This window comes from Micromonospora sp. NPDC049836 (genome assembly GCF_044465125.1).
Classification (GTDB): domain Bacteria; phylum Actinomycetota; class Actinomycetes; order Mycobacteriales; family Micromonosporaceae; genus Micromonospora.
Map to the genome: position 1 here is coordinate 513,078 of NZ_JBITLH010000001.1, position 17,534 is coordinate 530,611.

22 protein-coding genes and 1 tRNA gene are annotated in these 17,534 nt (G+C 74.6%); 12 read left to right on the plus strand and 11 right to left on the minus strand.

Going from position 1 to position 17,534, the window contains the following annotated elements:
- Positions 1 to 57: 57 nt before the first annotated feature.
- From ACIBPB_RS02345 to ACIBPB_RS02355, 3 genes are all read left to right on the plus strand, one after another.
- The gene (locus tag ACIBPB_RS02345; RefSeq protein WP_396837816.1) at positions 58 to 636 is read left to right on the plus strand and encodes a helix-turn-helix domain-containing protein; all 579 of its coding nucleotides are present in this window, start codon (positions 58 to 60) and stop codon (positions 634 to 636) included.
- Between the two features lie 100 nt (positions 637 to 736).
- Entirely contained in the window at positions 737 to 928 is a 192-nt protein-coding gene (locus ACIBPB_RS02350; RefSeq protein ID WP_046563353.1) for a hypothetical protein, read from the plus strand.
- A 191-nt stretch (positions 929 to 1,119) separates the two neighbouring features.
- Positions 1,120 to 1,878, plus strand: coding sequence for a hypothetical protein (locus tag ACIBPB_RS02355; protein ID WP_396837817.1), 759 nt, complete (start codon positions 1,120 to 1,122; stop codon positions 1,876 to 1,878).
- Between the two features lie 85 nt (positions 1,879 to 1,963).
- Here ACIBPB_RS02355 and ACIBPB_RS02360 read toward each other — a convergent pair whose 3' ends face one another.
- A complete protein-coding gene (locus ACIBPB_RS02360; protein WP_396837818.1) occupies positions 1,964 to 2,104 on the minus strand; it encodes a hypothetical protein in 141 nt (46 codons plus the stop codon).
- 63 nt (positions 2,105 to 2,167) lie between these two features.
- On the opposite strand from ACIBPB_RS02360, the gene ACIBPB_RS02365 reads away from it, so the two are divergent.
- Both ACIBPB_RS02365 and ACIBPB_RS02370 read left to right on the plus strand, forming a co-directional pair.
- Complete coding sequence (locus ACIBPB_RS02365; RefSeq protein WP_396837819.1) at positions 2,168 to 2,950, plus strand: methyltransferase domain-containing protein; 783 nt, start codon at positions 2,168 to 2,170, stop codon at positions 2,948 to 2,950.
- Between the two features lie 317 nt (positions 2,951 to 3,267).
- On the plus strand, positions 3,268 to 3,687 hold the full coding sequence (locus ACIBPB_RS02370; protein ID WP_396837820.1) for a hypothetical protein: 420 nt from the start codon (positions 3,268 to 3,270) through the stop codon (positions 3,685 to 3,687).
- Between the two features lie 85 nt (positions 3,688 to 3,772).
- Here ACIBPB_RS02370 and ACIBPB_RS02375 read toward each other — a convergent pair.
- The 6 genes from ACIBPB_RS02375 to ACIBPB_RS02400 form a co-directional block, all read right to left on the minus strand.
- A tRNA-Ala gene (locus ACIBPB_RS02375) sits at positions 3,773 to 3,846 on the minus strand.
- Between the two features lie 198 nt (positions 3,847 to 4,044).
- Positions 4,045 to 4,827: a hypothetical protein gene (locus ACIBPB_RS02380; protein WP_396837821.1), complete on the minus strand. Its 783-nt coding sequence runs from the start codon at positions 4,825 to 4,827 to the stop codon at positions 4,045 to 4,047.
- A gap of 178 nt (positions 4,828 to 5,005) precedes the next feature.
- The gene (locus tag ACIBPB_RS02385) at positions 5,006 to 5,644 is read right to left on the minus strand and encodes a GNAT family N-acetyltransferase (protein ID WP_396838166.1); all 639 of its coding nucleotides are present in this window, start codon (positions 5,642 to 5,644) and stop codon (positions 5,006 to 5,008) included.
- 55 nt (positions 5,645 to 5,699) lie between these two features.
- The gene (gene glp / locus ACIBPB_RS02390; RefSeq protein ID WP_396837822.1) at positions 5,700 to 7,013 is read right to left on the minus strand and encodes a gephyrin-like molybdotransferase Glp; all 1,314 of its coding nucleotides are present in this window, start codon (positions 7,011 to 7,013) and stop codon (positions 5,700 to 5,702) included.
- Positions 7,010 to 8,005 carry a UTP--glucose-1-phosphate uridylyltransferase gene (locus ACIBPB_RS02395; RefSeq protein WP_396837823.1) on the minus strand — a complete coding sequence of 332 codons (996 nt, stop codon included), beginning with the start codon at positions 8,003 to 8,005 and terminating at the stop codon, positions 7,010 to 7,012. Before ACIBPB_RS02395 ends, glp begins: the two co-directional genes overlap by 4 nt.
- Before the next feature lie 9 nt (positions 8,006 to 8,014).
- Positions 8,015 to 10,294 carry a diguanylate cyclase gene (locus ACIBPB_RS02400; RefSeq protein WP_396837824.1) on the minus strand — a complete coding sequence of 760 codons (2,280 nt, stop codon included), beginning with the start codon at positions 10,292 to 10,294 and terminating at the stop codon, positions 8,015 to 8,017.
- 82 nt (positions 10,295 to 10,376) lie between these two features.
- Here ACIBPB_RS02400 and ACIBPB_RS02405 point away from each other — a divergent pair, with 82 nt between their 5' ends.
- The 3 genes from ACIBPB_RS02405 (at position 10,377) to ACIBPB_RS02415 (ending at position 12,254) form a co-directional block, all read left to right on the plus strand.
- Entirely contained in the window at positions 10,377 to 11,033 is a 657-nt protein-coding gene (locus ACIBPB_RS02405) for a 5-formyltetrahydrofolate cyclo-ligase (RefSeq protein ID WP_396837825.1), read from the plus strand.
- A gap of 40 nt (positions 11,034 to 11,073) precedes the next feature.
- Positions 11,074 to 11,451 (plus strand): FmdB family zinc ribbon protein, encoded by a 378-nt coding sequence (locus ACIBPB_RS02410; protein ID WP_396837826.1) that lies wholly within the window; start codon positions 11,074 to 11,076, stop codon positions 11,449 to 11,451.
- 272 nt (positions 11,452 to 11,723) lie between these two features.
- The gene (locus tag ACIBPB_RS02415; RefSeq protein ID WP_396837827.1) at positions 11,724 to 12,254 is read left to right on the plus strand and encodes a flagellar biosynthesis protein FlgA; all 531 of its coding nucleotides are present in this window, start codon (positions 11,724 to 11,726) and stop codon (positions 12,252 to 12,254) included.
- A 182-nt stretch (positions 12,255 to 12,436) separates the two neighbouring features.
- Here ACIBPB_RS02415 and ACIBPB_RS02420 read toward each other — a convergent pair whose 3' ends face one another.
- Positions 12,437 to 12,604 carry a hypothetical protein gene (locus ACIBPB_RS02420; protein ID WP_156313036.1) on the minus strand — a complete coding sequence of 56 codons (168 nt, stop codon included), beginning with the start codon at positions 12,602 to 12,604 and terminating at the stop codon, positions 12,437 to 12,439.
- A 253-nt stretch (positions 12,605 to 12,857) separates the two neighbouring features.
- Between ACIBPB_RS02420 and ACIBPB_RS02425 the strand changes: the two genes are divergently transcribed.
- Complete coding sequence (locus ACIBPB_RS02425; RefSeq protein WP_396837828.1) at positions 12,858 to 13,751, plus strand: hypothetical protein; 894 nt, start codon at positions 12,858 to 12,860, stop codon at positions 13,749 to 13,751.
- 66 nt (positions 13,752 to 13,817) lie between these two features.
- Here the strand turns inward: ACIBPB_RS02425 and ACIBPB_RS02430 are convergent, their stop codons facing one another.
- Positions 13,818 to 14,300: a DUF2231 domain-containing protein gene (locus ACIBPB_RS02430; RefSeq protein ID WP_396837829.1), complete on the minus strand. Its 483-nt coding sequence runs from the start codon at positions 14,298 to 14,300 to the stop codon at positions 13,818 to 13,820.
- Between ACIBPB_RS02430 and ACIBPB_RS02435 the strand changes: the two genes are divergently transcribed.
- The 3 genes from ACIBPB_RS02435 (at position 14,293) to ACIBPB_RS02445 (ending at position 15,808) form a co-directional block, all read left to right on the plus strand.
- Positions 14,293 to 14,424 (plus strand): hypothetical protein, encoded by a 132-nt coding sequence (locus ACIBPB_RS02435; RefSeq protein WP_396837830.1) that lies wholly within the window; start codon positions 14,293 to 14,295, stop codon positions 14,422 to 14,424. The two genes, ACIBPB_RS02430 and ACIBPB_RS02435, sit on opposite strands and share 8 nt — an antisense overlap.
- Before the next feature lie 69 nt (positions 14,425 to 14,493).
- Positions 14,494 to 14,922 (plus strand): Fur family transcriptional regulator, encoded by a 429-nt coding sequence (locus ACIBPB_RS02440; RefSeq protein WP_396837831.1) that lies wholly within the window; start codon positions 14,494 to 14,496, stop codon positions 14,920 to 14,922.
- A gap of 31 nt (positions 14,923 to 14,953) precedes the next feature.
- Entirely contained in the window at positions 14,954 to 15,808 is an 855-nt protein-coding gene (locus ACIBPB_RS02445; RefSeq protein ID WP_396837832.1) for an oxygenase MpaB family protein, read from the plus strand.
- A gap of 51 nt (positions 15,809 to 15,859) precedes the next feature.
- On the opposite strand, the gene ACIBPB_RS02450 is transcribed toward ACIBPB_RS02445, so the two are convergent.
- Complete coding sequence (locus ACIBPB_RS02450; protein ID WP_396838167.1) at positions 15,860 to 16,705, minus strand: RecB family exonuclease; 846 nt, start codon at positions 16,703 to 16,705, stop codon at positions 15,860 to 15,862.
- A 212-nt stretch (positions 16,706 to 16,917) separates the two neighbouring features.
- The gene (locus ACIBPB_RS02455; RefSeq protein WP_357319890.1) at positions 16,918 to 17,532 is read right to left on the minus strand and encodes a MarC family protein; all 615 of its coding nucleotides are present in this window, start codon (positions 17,530 to 17,532) and stop codon (positions 16,918 to 16,920) included.
- Positions 17,533 to 17,534: the final 2 nt, after the last annotated feature.

A 17,534-nucleotide genomic window follows, 5' to 3' on the forward strand; every position in this document is an offset into this window, starting at 1 on the left:
ATCCGACCAGCACCCCGAAACTGGCAAACGTTGTTGCTGAGATGGCAAACTGGCGGCATGGACGACAACCTGGACCAGACGCTCGATGCGGTCGGCCCCCGGCTGCGGGCCCTCCGCCAGCAGCGCGAGACCACCCTCGCCGAGCTCTCCGCCGCCACCGGCATCTCGGTGAGCACGCTGTCCCGGCTGGAGTCCGGCGCCCGCCGACCCACTCTTGAACTGCTGCTCCCGCTGGCCAAGGCGCACGGGGTCACCCTCGACGAACTCGTCGACGCCCCACCCACCGGCGACCCGCGCGTGCACCTGCGGCCGGTCACCCGGCACGGGATGACCCTGCTGCCGCTGACCCGCCGGGCCGGCGGCATCCAGGCGTACAAGATCGTCATCTCGGCCGGTGCGCGGTCCGAGCCCGAACCGCAGACCCACGAGGGGTACGAGTGGGTCTACGTGCTCAACGGACGGCTGCGCCTCGTCCTCGGCGACCACGATCTGGTGCTCGTCCCGGGCGAGGCCGCCGAGTTCGACACCCGGCTGCCGCACTGGTTCGGCTCCGCGGACGCCGCGGCGGTCGAATTCCTCAGCCTCTTCGGCCGGCAGGGGGAACGCGCCCACCTGCGGGCCCGCCCCAAGGGGTAGCGGCGGGCCGCGGCGGCCTGGTTTCGGCGCGGGCCAGACGGGGACGCGGCAGTGAGCCCACGCGGACACCTCCGCGTCCGCACACCGGCAGGGAGGGACGATGAGCACCGAACGCGCGCGGGACAACCTGGAGGACCTGGCCGGCCCGGCTCGTGCCCGGATGGGCGACATGAACCGGCCCGAGCGGGCCGAGGCGGATCAGGTGATCGAGTTGGACGAGATCCGGGGCGAGCAGCCCGGCGAGCACGTGCAGAAGGACGCCCGGGACGCCCGGGACGACTTCACCAGCTGACGCTTCGGGCCGGACGCGGGGCGGGAACACCGACCCGCCCGGTCCAGCACGCCGCGCCCGCCCTCGGATCGAGGACGGGCGCGGCGGGCCGACGAGACTGAGGCGCCGCTGCCGGCTTCTCCTCGGTCGACCCTGGCGGCCACCCTCCGTTCCGGAGAGACTGAGGTCTCGCTGTCGAACGGGGGCGCGCCATGACCGATCCAGCCGTTCCGCACACCCTCGGTGCGTCCACCGTCCACGCCCTGCGCCGCGCCGTCGGTACGCCGGCCCGCCGGGTCCTTCTCGCGGTCACCCTGCTGCTCGGGGCGCTGGCCGCCGCGGCGCTGGCCCTGGCCGGGCCGCCCGACGATCGCACGTTCGCGACCCTGTCCGATGCGGCGCAGAGCCTGATGTCCGTCGTGGTGCCGGCCTTCGGCATCCTGCTCGTCCACGACGTGGAGCGACGGCCCGGGATCGTCCGCCGCACGCCCACCCTGCTGGCCGCGGCGCTGCTCGCCGCCGTCGTTGCGCTGTTCGGCGTCCTGGTGTGCGCCGCGGCCCTCGCCCTGACCACGTCGAGCGCGCAGGATCCGTGGCGGCACTTCGGAACCGTCGCGGTGGGCAGCGTCCTGGTCCAACTGGTGGCCCAGTTCGTCGGCACCGGGCTCGGCCTGCTGATCCGGCGGCCCGCCATCGCGTTCGTCGCCACCATCGTCCTGCCGCTCGGCCTGTGGTTCCTGCTGGGCGCCGTCGACGTCCTCCGGCCGGTCCAGGCCCTGACTCCCTACTCCTCGGTCCGGCACCTGCTCTCCGGCCAGATGACCGCGCTGAACTGGGTCCAGTGGCTCGGGGTCCTGCTCATCTGGGGGGTGGGTCTGAACGCGTTCGGCGTGGCACGGCGCCGGCAGCGGGCAACTCGCGGTCAGCCGGCCCCGGCTGCCGAGGAGCAGCGCGCGTCACTGAAGCCGTAGGCCAGTCGGCGACCGCGGAGCCGGGCGCTGGTGAGCACGCAGAGATGGGCGACCGAGCGTGGCCACCGGCGGTAACCCGCCGCCGCTACCACTCCTGCGCCGTCCCGGACGCCGGCCGGAACTCCGACTCGTCGAGGTACGCCAACGAGGCGGGACCGAGCACGTCCACGACGCCGCGCTCCCCGCTCCACCGCTCAGCCTCGACGGCCGACGCCGTTCGAACCATCGATGCATCCTCCCCGCCTGTCGTCCCGCCGGCCACCGGCTTCACGCCGCTAGGCTGACGATCATGCATGGGTTCACCGACGTCGACCGCGAGTCGGACCCGAACTCGTGGGTCGGCGTACTGGGCCGGCTCGCCGAGGAGCCCTTCTACCAGGCATACCAGCGGCGGGTCCGTGAGCTGCTCCATCCGGCGCCTGGTCGTCGCTACCTCGAGGTCGGCGCCGGAACCGGGGCAAGCGCGGCCCGGCTGGAGGACGAGCACGGTGTCAGCGTGGCAGCCGTCGACCGTGCACTCACCATGGCTGCCGCCATGCGGGCCCGCGGCCTGACCCGGACCGCCGTCGCGGACGCCCGTCACCTGCCGTTCCTCGACAACTCATTCGACGGGGCCTGGGCCGATCGCACCGTGCAGCACCTGGCCGATCCGCACGCCGCGATCACGGAACTCGTCAGGGTGGTCCGGCCGGCTGGCCGCATCGTCCTCGCGGACCCCGACTACGACACCCAGGTGCTCGACATCGCCGACCAGGGCCTGGCCCGGCGCGTGCTGAGATTTCGCGCCGACGTCCTCCTCCGCAACGGCACCCTGGCGCATCACCATGCTGGCCTCCTCGCCGCGCACGGCCTGGTCGACATCACCGTCGAACCCCGGACGCTCGTGGTCCGGGACCCGACCGCCGTCGACAACGTCCTCGGCCTGCGCAGCTGGGCCGCCACCGCCGCGCAACGCGGCGCCCTCGACCCGGCCGAGGCACGCGCGTTCGAGGAGCAGTTCGACGAGGCCGTCGCCGCCCGCCGGTTCACCTACGCGGTCACGTTCTTCCTCACCGCCGCGACGGTCATCTGATCCGGAAGCGTCGGCCGGTGCCATGCTTCGTCGTCGTGCCCGAAGGTGTCCGGGGGACGGCGTCGGCCTGCGCGTGACTCATCTGGCCATCCGGATCGGCGCGGCCACCAGCACGGCGCAGGCGACGATGGCCAGCAGGAGCCGCAGCTTACGGAGGCCGCGCCAGCAGGTACCCGCCGAGATCACGGCGCCGGTCCAACCAACGGGCGTGAGTCGACTCGGGCAGTAGGGCCTCTGAACGAGAGGCTGTGCTGCTGGGTCTCTGCCCGCCCGCATCGCTCTAGCCATGGCGACGATGGTTCCGTATCTTCGCCGCCATGGGGAACGTTGCTGCGGCGGGCTTCGGCGCCCTCGCCAGCCTCGTCGTGGTAGCTCTGGGCGCCTGGCTTCAGGCCCAGCGCGAGCGTCGGCACTGGCTTCGTGATCAAAAGCTCCGAGGGGCAATCGACTACGTCACCAGCACGCGGTACCTGCTCAGCCAGTATCGAAGGGTGGGTGAGTCGGGCATGGATCAGGACGACCGACGAGAGTGGCGAAACCGGATGCAATCCGCGCGCTCCACTCTCAGCCTGCTGTGCAGCGCTCGGACGGTGTCATTGGCGAATGACGTCGCGAAGACTCTCTACGATCTCGGCCCGGACTCCGACGTGGCCCAGAAGCAAGCTGCGGAGAGCGCCTTCCAGAACCTGGTATGGCAACTGCGGAAGGAACTCGGCTCACCACAGCTCGACGGCTGACAGGTGGTGGGTTCCTGCTCTACCTCTCTGCATACAAGATCAAAAAAGGCCGTCTCCCACGACAGGAAACGGCCTTTGAACTGGGTGGAGCTGAGGGGATTTGAACCCCTGACCCCCTCGATGCGAACGAGGTGCGCTACCGGTCTGCGCCACAGCCCCTCCGCTGGCGTACCAGCGTTGGTCCCACCCGGCTTGCACCGGGCGGGCCGGCGACAAGGCTAACAGGTCCGCGCCCTCCGGTGCGAATCGCCCCACCGGACGAGGAGATCTTGGAAGGAGAAGGCCCCCACCGGGGCCCGAACCTTCCAAGATCTCCCCGCCGGCCCCCGGCCGACATCGCCGGCCAAGAAGTTCCGCTCAAGCTCCCCGGCCGCTCTGGTAGGGCCGTCCCCGGAGGCCACCGGCCCGCCGGTAGGAGACCGAGCCGCCGCTCGCCGCAGGCGGCAGATCCGCCGGCCGGTCCAGACCCATGGCCGTACGCCGGACCGCCTCGCGCTGGGCGGCCAGCCGGCGCTGCGCCTCCCGCCGGGCCGCGGCGCGGCGGGCCTGCTCGCGGCGGACCTCGGCCTGCCGGGCGGCCAGCCAGGCCGCCTCCCGGGCCTCCGCGCGCCGCCGCCGGCGCTCGAGCAGGGCCCGCTGCCGCAGGTGTACGACGTACGCCACGAGCAGGGTGCCGGTCACCGAGACGCTGATCCAGAACCCGGGACTGACCAGCACCACGCCGATCAACTCGACGAAGTTGAGCAGCAGCAGGGCGGCGAGCACCCGGCGACGGCGGTAGACCGTCGGGGTGTGGCGGCGCTTGGGCGGGTGCCGCCGGCGGGACCTGGCCGGGGTGGGCGGGACCGCGCGGAGGCGGCTCGACCGGCGCGGCGCGGGCGGGGCGGAGACCGGCTTGGTCAGACTCCCCGTGGCGACATCCTCACTGAGGGTGACGACGAGGTGCCGCGGCGGGTGCAGCGGTCGCCGCCCGGGCACGGTGCGCCGTCGACGGTGGCGCTGGAGCACCCGCGCCGTCGACTGCGCCCGCTCCGCCACCAGCCGCTCGGTGGCGTCGTACCGGCGGACCAGCGCCGGCGCGAGGGCGAGCAGGCCGGCGGCGGCGAGGACGGCGAGGAGCACCGAGGTCGGCACCCTCACCCCTCCCGTCACCGAATTCGGGGCGAGCGCCACATCGCCGCAACTTGTTCCGTCGCCCGTCGTTTACGACGCAGATCATGCGGTTCCGCAGCGCTTGCCACAGCTTGCAGTTACTTGAGGTTACGGGCCGCCGACCTCGTTCACCGGACGCCGCGCCGGACGTGGCGGGTGGGACGGTTCACCCTCGACTGTCACGTACGCGGTGCCACCGCGCCAGCAGCCCGCCCTCGGCGACCACTTCCTCGCTCGTCATCGCGTATCCGATGTGGTCCCGCCAGGCGCCGTCGATGTGCATGTAGCGGACGTGGTACGCCTCCTCGCGGAAGCCCAACTTCTCCACCACCCGCTTGGACGGCGTGTTCTCCGGCCGGATGTTCACCTCGACCCGGTGCAGCCCGCCGGGGCCGAAGGCGTGGTCGACGGCGAGGGCCACCGCGGTCGGCATCACCCCGCGACCGGCCACCCGGGAGTCCACCCAGTAGCCGATGTAGCCGGAGCAGAACGCCCGGCGCACAATGCTGCCCACGTTGAGATGCCCGACCAGCCGCTCCCGGCCGTCCTCGCGCAGGCAGACGGCGAACGGCATGCCCTCACCGGTCCGCGCGGAGCGGCGCTGGTCGGCGTGTACGAAGCGGAACGCGGCCGCCGAGTTCAGCTCGTCCCAACTGCCGGGGACGTGCGACTCCCAGGGCGACAGCCAGTCCCGGTTGGCGCGCCGGATCTCCGACCAGGCCACCGCGTCCGAGCGCCGGTACGGCCGCAGCACCACCGGACCGTCCATCAGCACCGCGGGCCATCCAGGCGGGCGCCGGAACATCACCGGGCTACCCGTCCGTTCGCGACCGCTGGGCTCGCAAGCTCACTCCTCGCGCTCACCGGCGCCGGTCCAGCAGCAGCACGTCCACCGTGGAGCCCGCTGCGGCGGTGGTCACCCGCTCGCCGAGGACCAGCAGGCCGTTCGCCTCGGACAGGCCGGAGAGGGTGAACGGCCCGCCGGCGAGGGGCTGGACGGTGTACCCGCCGCCGCGCCGCTCGGCCACGTGTGCCGGGCGGAACTCGCGCAACCCCACCGGGGACGAGACCGTCTCCAGCAGGTGCGCCCGGACGCTGGGCCGGAACACCGGCTCGGCGCCGGCCAGCAGCTGGATGGCCGGCCGGGCCAGCACCTCGAAGCCGATCAGCGCCGCGCCGGGCTCACCGGGAAGACACACCACCGGCACCTCCTCGGCGCCGACCGTACCGAATCCGAGGGCCGTCCCGGGATAGAGCGCCACCTCTGTGAAGGTGACCGGCCCGGCCCGGCCGCCCTCCCGCCGGGACAGGATGCGGCGGACCATGTCCCCCGGGCCGGTGCCGGTGCCGCCGGTGGTGATGATCAGGTCGGCGCGCAGGGTCTGGTCCTCCAGCAGGCCGCGCAGCGCCTCCGGGTCGTCGTCGCAGATCCCCACCCGGTACGCGAGCGCGCCGGCCTCGGCCGCGGCGGCGGTCAGGGCGTGCGAGTTGGTGTCCACCACCTGGCCGGGCTGGCTGGCCCGGCCGACGTCGACCAGTTCGTCGCCGGTGGCCACGATGACCACCCGCGGGCTGGGCCGCACCACCACGTGCCCGATGCCGGTGGCCGCGAAGACGGCGACCAGGGCCGGCGAGACGTACGTGCCGGCCCTGGCGAGCAGGGTGCCGGCGGGCAGTTCCTCACCGGCGCGCCGCAGGCCGTACCCGCGCTTGGGGGCGCGGAAGATCTCCACGGCGGCCATGCCCTGGTCGGTCCACTCCACCGGGACCACCACGTCGGCGCCGATCGGCAGCGGGGCGCCCGCGGCCACCGAGAAGCAGGAGCCGGGGGTGAGCCGGACCGGTCGCCAGCTCGCCGCGCCGAGGTCGCCGACCACGTTCAGCCGGATGCTGCGCCCACCGGGGATACCGGAGGGGGCCGGGACGTAGCCCGGCCCCCGACTCCCTCCGGAGATGTCCTCCCAGCGCGCGGCGTACCCGTCCACCGCCGCCTGGTCGAAGGCGGGATACGAGTGCGGCGTGACCACGTCCTCGGCGAGGACGTTGCCGTACGCCTGGGTGAGGTCGAGGTCGAGCGGAGGCAGCGCGCGTAACCTGCGCAGCACACTGCCCAGGTAGTCGGCGAGCGGCGTCAACTCGTTCGCGGCCGCCTCGGCGTCGGCCGTCGCGGTCATGTATTGGGACCGCCCGACGCGTTGCGCACCCCGTTCAGGATCGCGGAGGTGACCGTCTCGTCGCCCTGGTTGACGAACTCCGTCAGCCACTTGCGGAACTCGGCGCCCAGGTCGTCCCGCTCGCAGGCGATCTGCACGACGGTCTGCAGGTAGCCCAGCGGCATGCCGGTGTCGTAGCGGGTGCCCCGGTAGACGATGGCGTGCACCGGCACCCCCTCGTTGCGCAGGATCTCCATCGCGTCGGTCAGCTGGATCTCGCCGCCGCTGCCCGGCTCGGTGCGCCGGATCGCGTCGAAGATCCGCCCCGGGAGCACGTACCGGCCGAGCACCGCGAGGTTGCTGGGCGCCTCCTCCGGCTTGGGCTTCTCCACCATGCCGGTCACCTTGACGACCTCGGCGATGTCGTGGAACTCCGGCTCGGCCGGCGCCACCGAGGCGATGCCGTACCGCTTGGTCTCGGCCGGGTCGACCTCGAAGAACGCCAGGACGATGCCGCCGGTGCGGGCCTGCAGGTCCAGCATCGCCGGCAGCAGCGGCTCGTCCAGCTTGACGAACTCGTCGCCGAGCAGCACCGCGAAGGGCTGGTCGCCGACGTGCGACTCGGCGTACCCGACGGCGTGGCCGAGGCCGAGCTGCTCGGGCTGCCGGCAGGTGTAGATCTCGGCCAGCTCCTCGGGGCGGCGTACCGCCTCCAGCACATCCGGCTTGCTCTCCAGCCGCGCCTCCAGGTCGGGCCGGCGGTCGAAGTGGTCCACCATCGACGTCTTGCCACGCCCGGTGATCAGCAGCACGTCGGTCAGGCCGGCCTGGGCGGCCTCCTCGACGATGTACTGCAGCACCGGCCGGTCCACGACCGGCAGCAGCTCCTTCGGAACCGCCTTGGTGGCCGGCAGGAACCGGGTGGCCAGGCCGGCGGCCGGGATGACGGCCTTGACCGCGCGAGCGCGACCGGTCGCGGCGGTCGCTGAGGGGTTCGATGAGTGCTCCGACATGCCGCGAGACTATCGGCCACGGCTCTGCCGCGGCGGGTGAGGACCGGAAGACGCGCCGCCCTGCCCCGCCGCGGCGGGGTCCGGCGCACCGGCCCGGGGCAGCCCGTCGGGCGGGCTGAGCGCCACCGCCACCACCGGAAGCTCCTCGGTGGGGGCCGGATCCGGCGGGCGCGCCAGCCGGTAGCCGTCCCGGCCGGCGGCCTTGGCCGCGTACAGGGCGTCGTCGGCGGCGTCGAGCACCTGCTGACCGGTGGCCGCGTGGTCCGGGTAGACGGCGATGCCGATGGAGACCGTGACGGCCACCCGGACCGGCTCCCCGCCGTGCCCGTCCACCGGCACCGGCTGGTCCCGGACCACCGCGCCGAGCCGCTCGGCCACGATCGTGGCACCCCGGGCGTCGGTCTCCGGCAGCAGCACCACGAACTCCTCGCCGCCGTGCCGGAACGCCAGGTCGACCTCGCGGATCTCCCCGCGTACCCGGCGGGCGAACTCGACCAGGACGGCGTCGCCGGCGGCGTGCCCCCAGGTGTCGTTGACGTGTTTGAACCGGTCCAGGTCGAGGGCCAGCACGCTGAGCATCCGGCCGAACCGGTTGGCCCGTTCCACCTCGCGCCGGATCGACTCGCGCAGGTAGCGGTAGTTCCACAGCCCGGTGAGCGGGTCGGTGAGGGACAGCCGCTGCGCCTCCTCGTGCACCCGGACGTTCTCCACGGCCACCGCCGCATGGCCGGCGAAGGTGCGCAGGGTGACCAGGTCGTCCTCGTCGAACCCGGCGGCGCCCACCCGGTCGTAGAGGACCAGCACGCCGAGCGCGCCGGAGCCGGGCGGGTCGGGGTCGCCGAACGCCGGCGGGTGTCCCGGCCGCTCGGGCCCGCGCCCGCCCAGCTCGGTCACCCCCGGCGCGGCGAACGGCACCGCCACGTACGTCTCGCAGGCCGGCTCGCCGGTCGGGACGTCGTCCGGCGTCCACCGGCCGCAGAGCGGCTCCCCGGTGGCGGCCACCGTGCCGATCACCCCGGTCCCCACCGGCACCCGCAGCGTCGCCGGGTCGGCCGGGCCGCTCGGGTCGGCTGGATCGGCTGGGTCGGCTGGATCGGCTGGGTCGGCTGGGTCGGCTCGATCGGCTGGGTCGGCTGGATCGGCCCCGCCGAGCCCTTCGACGCAGCGGCCGACCAGCACGCCGTCGCCGTCGAGCAGCAGCACCGCCCCGGACCGGGCACCGGTCGCGGCGATCGCGCTGTGCAGGATCACCCGCAGGATGCGTTGCAGGTCGTGGGTGCTGGCCAGGGTGTCGCCGAGCACCGCCAGGTGCCCGCGCAACTGGTCCCGGCTGGTGGTCAGCGCGGCCACATAGCTCCCGGTCTCCCGGGTCATCCGGTTGAACGCGCCGGCCAGCCGTCCGATCTCGTCCCGGCTGCGCACCGGTACCCGGGCGGTCAGGTCCCCGTCGGTCACCCGGTCCACCGCGCCGGCCAGCTCGACCAGCGGGCGGGTGGTCGCCCGGGCCAGCCGCCAGGCGGCCGCCACGGCGAGCAGGGCGGCCAGCACCACCGCGCCGACCAGCGCCGCGTACAGGCCGGGCGGGCGCTCGCCGGGCACCGAGAGGACCAGCGGCAGGGGTTGCCCCGGGGACGGCCCGACCCGGCGCACGTACCGGCCGTCGCTGGTCGCCGTCACCTGATCCCCGTCGAGGCTGCGGGCGGCGGCCAGCACCGCCTCGCGTACCCCCGGGGTCTCGGTGGGGTGGCCGAGCGGCTCGGCGCGGGCCGCGTCGTCGAGGAGGGTGACCCCCACGCCGGTCACCGCGGCGAGCCGGGCGACGAAGGCCGGGTCGACCGGTTGCGCGGCGGCGACCGTGCCCAGGTCCGCGCCGGCCGGGTCGCGGAGCTGGACCCGGACGGCGAGCGCACGGACCGGCCCACCGACCGGCGCGGCCCCGGCACAGTCCTGCCAGGGGGTGCCCGGGCCGCCGGGGGTGGCGTAGCTGATCCGGCCGGCCGTGTCGGTGATCCGCACGGCCCCGGCCAGCCCTCGGACGACCACCTGGTCGGCCGCGCGGGCCCGGGCGGCCGGGTCGGTGACCAGGGCGACCGCGTCGGCCGCCGCACGCAGCTGCTGGCAGAGAGCATCGACGGAGGTACGCACCGCGGCGGCGGCCAGCCCCAGCCGCTCGGTGGCCCGGCTGCGGTCCAGCGTGGTCATCGTGGAGCCGACGAAGAACGCGCCGAGCAGGACGGGGCCGAGCACCACCGCGAGGAAGGCTGCCGTCAACCGCCCGCGTAGCGTCAAGCTTCCCCCCGGAAGTTCCGCGCCCCTCCTGCGATGCTGGCACAGAGTGACCGGGAGGCAAGCGTTGCGTCAGGAGTGTTGCGTGCCGGAATTTTCTGATGGAGCGGATGTGACGCATGAGGCGAAACGGGATTTGCGTATCGCCGTGCTCGCCCGCCGCCGGTCGCTGACCGCACCGGCCCGCGCGGAGGCGGCGGCGCGCGTCCAGGCCACCCTCATTTCTCTGGTACGCCGGCTCGCCCCGGCCCGGATCACCGCGTACGTGCCGGTCTCCTCGGAGCCGGGCGGGGCGGACCTGCCGGCGGTGCTCCGGGCCGCCCTGCCGCCGACGGCCGAGCTGCTGCTCCCGGTGCTCTGCGACGACCTGGACCTGGACTGGGCCGCCTACACCGACGCGGCGTCGCTGCGGGCGGCCGGTCGGGGCCTGCGCGAGCCGACCGGGCCCCGGCTGGGGCCGGCCGCGATCGGCGGCGCCGACCTCGTCGTGCTGCCCGCCCTCGCCGTGGACCGCCACGGCCGCCGGCTGGGCCGGGGCGGCGGCTCGTACGACCGGGCACTGGCCCGGGTGCCGGGGGCCACCCCGACCGTGGCGCTGCTGCACGACGGCGAGCTGGTGGAGGCGGTACCCGCCGAGCCGCACGACCGGCCGGTCGGCGCCGCCGTCACGCCGGTCGACGGGCTGGTGACATTCCCGGATGTGGGGCGGGGCTCTTCCGCTGGACGAACCCGGGTCCAATGACGCACCATTGGCACTCGGATAAGTCGAGTGCCAACCGGCCGTGCCAGATCCGGAGGAGAACGTGCCCACGTACCAGTACGCCTGCACCGCGTGCGGCCACCAGCTCGAGGCGGTGCAGTCGTTCTCTGACGAGCCGCTGACCGAGTGCCCGGCATGTGAGGGGCGGCTGCGCAAGCTGTTCAACTCCGTCGGCATCGTGTTCAAGGGCTCCGGCTTCTACCGCACGGACTCCCGTTCGTCCGGTTCCGACACGGCGGCGAGCACCACCGCCAAGCCGGCCGCCTCCGAGTCCTCGTCCGGCAACGGCTCGTCCGGTTCGTCCGGCTCGTCGTCGACCGGCGGATCGTCCGGCTCGACCTCGACCAGTGGCTCCTCCGCCAAGGCCCCGGCGTCCAGCGGCTCCAGCAGCTCGTCCTGACCCGAGCCCACCCCGCTGACAGAAGTGGCCGTCCCGCCTGGGACGGCCACTTCTGTTCGCCGTGCTCCGAGCCCACAGCCCTGACCGACGGTGGCCGACCCGCCCGGGGCGGACAGCTCTGTGTACCCGGCGGGGATAGCACGGCGGCACCCCGTGGCGGGCGTTGTCCACAGGGCGCCGGGTTGTCCACAGGCCGTGGACGGTCGCGGGCGCGCTGACCCCGGGCACGCCTAGCCTGCCGGCGTCGGACTCTGGCGGCGGAAGGGGCGCGGGTGGCGGGCGAGGAATCACTGCGGCCGGTGCGCTGGCGCGGCCTGCCCCGCGGCGGCACCCTGCTGCGGGTGGCGCTGGTCGCCGCACTGCTCGGCCTGGCCGCCACCGTGCTCACCACCCCGGCCGGCTGCCCGCCGCCCGGCGCCGCCCCGGCCGGCCCGCCCCCGACACGTCGATCTCCGGAGCCCACGGCCCTCGGCGGCGGGTCGGTTGCCCCCGGTCCCGGGCAGCCGGGTGCGGCGCTGCCGCTGCCCAGCGGCTCGGTCGGCGTACCGGTCCGGCTCGCCGAGCCGGCCGCGCTCGCGGTGCTGCACCCGGGGGCCCGGGTGGACCTGCTGGTCGTGCCGGCCGGCGGGGCGCCGGGCGCGGCCACCCTGCTCGCCCCCCGGGCTCTGGTGCTCGACGTGGTCGGGGCCGCCGGGGCGGCCGACGGCTCCTCCGCTCTCTACCTGGCGCTCCGGCCCGAGCAGGCGCAGCGGGCCGTCGGTGTGCCCGAGGGCAGCCGCTTCGCCGTCGTGGTCCGCGGCTGACGCCAGGGCGGGCCAGCCCCGGCGCCGGCCGATCGCGGCCTCAGCCCGTCGCGCCGGTTGCGGCAAACGGGGGCATCACGGGACGGTGAAGGGCCGGATTGCGGCAGCCCGAGTGGATCTCTGGCCGCCCGCCAATCCGGAGCCCGGCCACAGTCCGAGCCCGGCCACCGTCCGGAGACCGGTCAGTCCCAGTGCGGCGGGCGCTCGGCCAGCAGCCAGTCGTCGTTGCCGCCGGGGCGCTCGCCCCAGCCACGGTCGGTGTCGTCGGTGGTCTGCTCGGGCAGCACCACGAAGTCGTCGCTGAGGTCGACCACGCGGTCGTCGTCGTCACGCATGCCGGGATCGCTCACGAGCGGCAAGGATACCGGCGCGACGCGGCCTGCCCGACGAACCGGCTCGGCTGGGCACTAGGGCCAGGGCGGTGGGTGGGCGTGCGCCGGCCGGCCGGTGTGGCCGGCGTGCCAACGACCCCGCCGGGGCCTGGATCTGGCGGGTCGGCACCGAGACCTTCTCGCACGACGGCCACCGGCGGCCCCGCCACGAGCGACTTGCCCGTCGCGTCCGGCGGGTCGGGTGGCGCGGGCGTTGGTAGCGTCGGTCGGCGTGACGACGCCGAGCGGTGGCAGCCCCGAGGACGAGATCTGGCGACGCCCGGCCCCGGACGAGCCGGCCGGTTTCGCCGACGCCGCAAACCCGGCCCCGGGCCGGCCCGACAACGTGCCCGACCCGACCGTTCGCGGCGACGGCCCCGGCCCGGCCACCGGCCCCGTCCCAGCCGCGCACCCCGGGCCGACCGACGAGCCCGACCCGGGCCAGGTCCCCGCTGGCGGTCCCGACAATCGCTGGTCCCGTCCGGCGGAGGGCGCACCACAGAACGCACCCCGTCCCGCCGACCCGGCCGCGGCGGGTGCCGGAGCCACCGGGCAGCCGGCGCACCAGCCCTGGGTCGGCAGGTCCGGACCGGTGGACGAGGCCTGGGCCCGCGGCGCACCACCGCAGCCGCCCGGCTCCGGTGCGGCACCCGGCGACAGCGGATGGGCCCGGCCCACGGCGAGCACCGGCCCGGCCGGTGCCTGGCCGGGCGGCGGGCAGCCGGGCGGAGGCTGGGCGAACGGCGGGCAGCCGGGCGAAGGCTGGGCTGGCAGCGGACAGCCAGCCGGTGGCTGGGCGAACAGCACGCAGCCGAACGCGGGTTGGGCGAGCAGCGGGCAGCCGGGCGAGGGTTGGGCGAGCAGCGGGCAGCCGGGCGGGGGTTGGGCCGGAGGCGGACAGGGCGGTGGTTACGCGGGGCCGCCGCGCAACGTCCCGCCGCCGCCGGGCTGGCGGCCGCCGCTGTACGTGCAGCCCGCACCGCCCCGGCGGCTACCGCCGCAGGACATGGCCGCCATGGACCACGCCGAGCAGCAGGCGCAACGGGTCACCTACGGCCTCGGCGGGTTCGCCGCGGTCGTGCTGGTGGTCCTGGTCTGCCTGCTCTGCTCGCGGGTGCTGTTCTGACGGCCACCCGACCGGCCGCCGCTCAGACGAAAGACCGGCCGCCGGTCAGACGAAACGGCCGCCCGGTCAGACGATGTTGCTCCACACCATCTGGGCCCCGCTGTCACCGGTCAGGTAGACGTACACCAGGGCGAACACGGACAGCACCAGCACCACCGCGGTGACCAGCCAGGTCAGCCAGGAGGGCAGCCGGGTCATCCGGGGGCTCCGGCTGGTCAGGGCCAGCAGCACCAGGGCCGCCACGGCGAGACCCACGGTGAACCAGAGCAGCGTGTCGCCGTACTCGGAATGCTCGTGGATCTTCTGGAGGCCCTCCGGCGGGTAGCCCCGGCCGCGCAGCACCTCCTCCAGTTCCTCGCCCGACTCGGTGGCCACCCAGGCCACGATCGGGGTCACCACGGACAGGGCCAGCACGGCCCAGCCCAGGCGCGGACGCCACCGCGGCACCAGCCCGTAGCCGGAGGCCAACAGCGCCAGCAGCGGGACGAGCACCACGACGGCGTGGATCACCAGGACGTGACCCGGCAGACCGTTGATCTCCTTGAACACCGACACCCTCCGGCAGTTGATGCGGCTTCCTGGGCAGCCAGCGTACGTCGATGTGATCGACGATCCGCTGACGCCCCATGACACGCACCGCCGGCTCGACCGGTTCACCGGGCGGCCGATCTGACCTGTGGTCGGGGCCACCCCGGGCCGCACACCGCTTGTCGGTCGATCCGCCACGTGCTGTCATTGCTGCATGTCCAGGGGTGAGGAACTGCTCCGGTCGAGGGGCCTGCGGGTCACCCGACCGCGCCTCGCCGTGCTGGACGTGCTCGCCGCCGGTGGTCACCTCGAGGTCGACGAGATCACCCGCCGGGTGCGGGAACGCCTCGACTCGGTCTCCACCCAGGCGGTCTACGACGTGCTCGGCGCGCTGTCCCGGGCCGGGTTGTCCCGCCGCATCGAACCGGCCGGCTCGCCGGCCCGCTACGAGGCCCGGGTCGGCGACAACCACCACCACGTGGTGTGCCGGGGCTGCGGCGTGATCGCCGACGTGGACTGCGCCACCGGCAGCGCCCCCTGCCTCGACCCGAACACCTCGCACGGCTTCGAGGTGGACGAGGCGGAAGTGACCTTCTGGGGCCTCTGCCCCACCTGCCAGGCCCGCCGCTCCGCCGACGACTGACTCCGCCCGGCGGGCGTGGCACGCTTGGGCGGTGGAGTCCTCCGATGACCTCGGCCTGTTCGGTCCGGGATCGGTCACGTGGAAGGTGCACGAGGAACCGATCCTGATCGTGGCCGGCCTTCGCTCGCTCTACCTCCAGGCGCTGCACCCGCTGGCGATGGCCGGTGTCGCCCAGAACAGCAACTACCGCACCGACGCGTGGGGGCGGCTGATCCGGACCGCCACCTACGTGGGGACGACGATCTACGGCACCACCGCCGAGGCGGAGGCGGCCGGCCGCCGGCTGCGGACGCGGCACGCCCGGATGCGGGCCCGTGACCCGATCACCGGCGACGAGTTCCGGATCGACGACCCCGACCTGCTGCGCTGGGTGCACGTCGCCGAGGTGGAATCGTTCGTCAGTACCGCGCGCCGGGCCGGGTTGGCCCTGACCGACGCCGAGGTGGACGGCTACTACACCGAGCAACGGCGGGCCGCGGCCCTGGTCGGGCTGGACCCGGCCGACGTGCCGGGCACCGCCGCCGAGGTGGCCGACTACTACCGGGACATCCAGGGCGAGCTGCGGATGACGAAGGAGGCGGCGGAGACCGCGCTGTTCCTCACCGCCCCGCCGATCCCCTGGAAGCTGAGCCTGCCGGTACGGCTGGGCCTGCACCTCGGGCCGCCGCGCTGGGCGTACCTGGGGATCGCCGCCACCGCCCTCGGTCTGCTGCCGCCCTGGGCCCGCCGGCTGTACGGCGGCCTCGGCCTGCCCACCACGGAACTCTCGGCCGACCTGAGCGTGCGGGCGCTGCGGCTCGCGCTGGCGGCGCTGCCGCGCCGCTACCGGGAGGGCCAGGTGCAGCAGGCCGCGAAGGAGCGCGCCGCCCGTCTCACCGCTGCCTGAACCAGCCGGCACCTCGTCCAGGCCGGGCGGGACCGGCGCTGGCCGGGCCGGTCAGCTCCCGTCGACGCGCGGCTCGGCGGGACGCTCGACGGCCGCCCACGGGTCCTTGCCCGGCGTCTGGGCCCCGGCCGGGCAGGTACGCCGGTAGTCGCACCAGCCGCAGCGCGGGCCGGGCTCGGCCGGGAAGGCGGTGTCGGGGTCGCCGCCGTCGGCCACCGCCCGCTCAGCGGCCATGATGTCCCGGGCGGTCTCCTCGGCCCGGGTGAGCTGCCGTTGCAGCGACTCGGGGCTGTGCTCGTGCGCGGCGACCGTGCCGGTGGGCAGGTGGTGCAGTTCGACCCGGCGGCACGGCCGGCGGAACACCCGCTCGGCCGCGTACGCGTAGAGGGCCAGCGCCTGGGAGCCCCGCGCGTCGTCGGCGTCCAGCCCGGTGCGGCCGGTCTTGTAGTCGACGATCACCAGCTCGGGCCGCCCGTCCGGGCCGGGCCGGGCGTCGATCCGGTCGGTGCGCCCGTTGAAGGCGAGCACCGCGGTCTTGACCGCGACCACCCGCTCCACCCCGACCGGCTCGTCGGCCGGGTCGAGGCCGGCCACGTACGTCTCCAGCCAGGACAGCGCCCGGCGGTAGGCCTCCCGCTCCTGCTCGTCGTCGCGGTAGCCCTCGCGCACCCAGGTGCCCTTGAGCAGCGTGGCCAGCACCTCGGCGCGGCGGCGGTCCGGGGCGAGCGCGTACCAGTTCTTCAGGGCGGTGTGCACGCTGGCGCCGAGCGAGTTGTGTGCCCACGGCGGCCCCTTGGCTGGGGCGGGCCGGTCCACGTACGAGTAGCGGTAGCGGCGGGGACAGTCCGCGTACGCGCCGAGCTTGCTGGGTGTGCAGACGAAGAGCCGCTCCGGCATCCCCTCGAAGCCGAGCTGCTCGGCCTGCTCGGCGCGGGGGCGGGGCGGCCGGCCACCGGTGGGTCGTCCGGTCGGGGAGGGTCGTCGCACGCCTGAGATCCTGCCACCCCGGTACGACAGCGCGTGCCCGGCAGGCCGCCGCCCGGCCCACCATCGCCATGCCGGGCCGCCGCCCGGCCCGTCGATCCACCGGGCGCACCGGCGGGCGTCGCTCAGCGCATGGTGACGTACTGGGTCACGAAGGCGGCCACCGCGTCGGCGATGAGCTGCACCGCGATGGCGGCCAGCAGCAGACCGGCGATCCGGGTCAGCACCTCGATGCCGCCCGGGCGGAGCACCTTGACGATGCCGCCGGAGAAGCGCAGCACCACCCAGACGGCGAGCATCACGGCGACGATCGCGGCGGCGATCGCCAGGTAGTCGGTGAGCCCGCCGGCGCGCTGCACGAAGAGCATGGTGGCCACGATGGCGCCCGGCCCGGCGAGCAGCGGGGTGCCCAGCGGCACCAGGGCGATGTTGGAGGTGGCCTGCTGGTTCGGGTCGTCGGACTTGCCGGTGAGCAGTTCCAGCGCGACGAGGATCAGCAGCAGCCCGCCGGCGGCCTGCAACGCGGGCAGGTCGACGTGCAGGTAGGCCAGGAGGGTCTGGCCGGCCACGGCGAAGACCACGATGACCCCGAGCGCCAGCGCGACAGCCTGCCAGGCGGCCCGGTTCCGGTCGCGCGCGGCCAGCGGCCCGGTGAGCGCGAGGAAGATGGGCATCATGCCGGGCGGGTCGACGATCACCAGCAGGGTCACGAAGACCTCGCCGAAGAGCTTGAGATCCACCC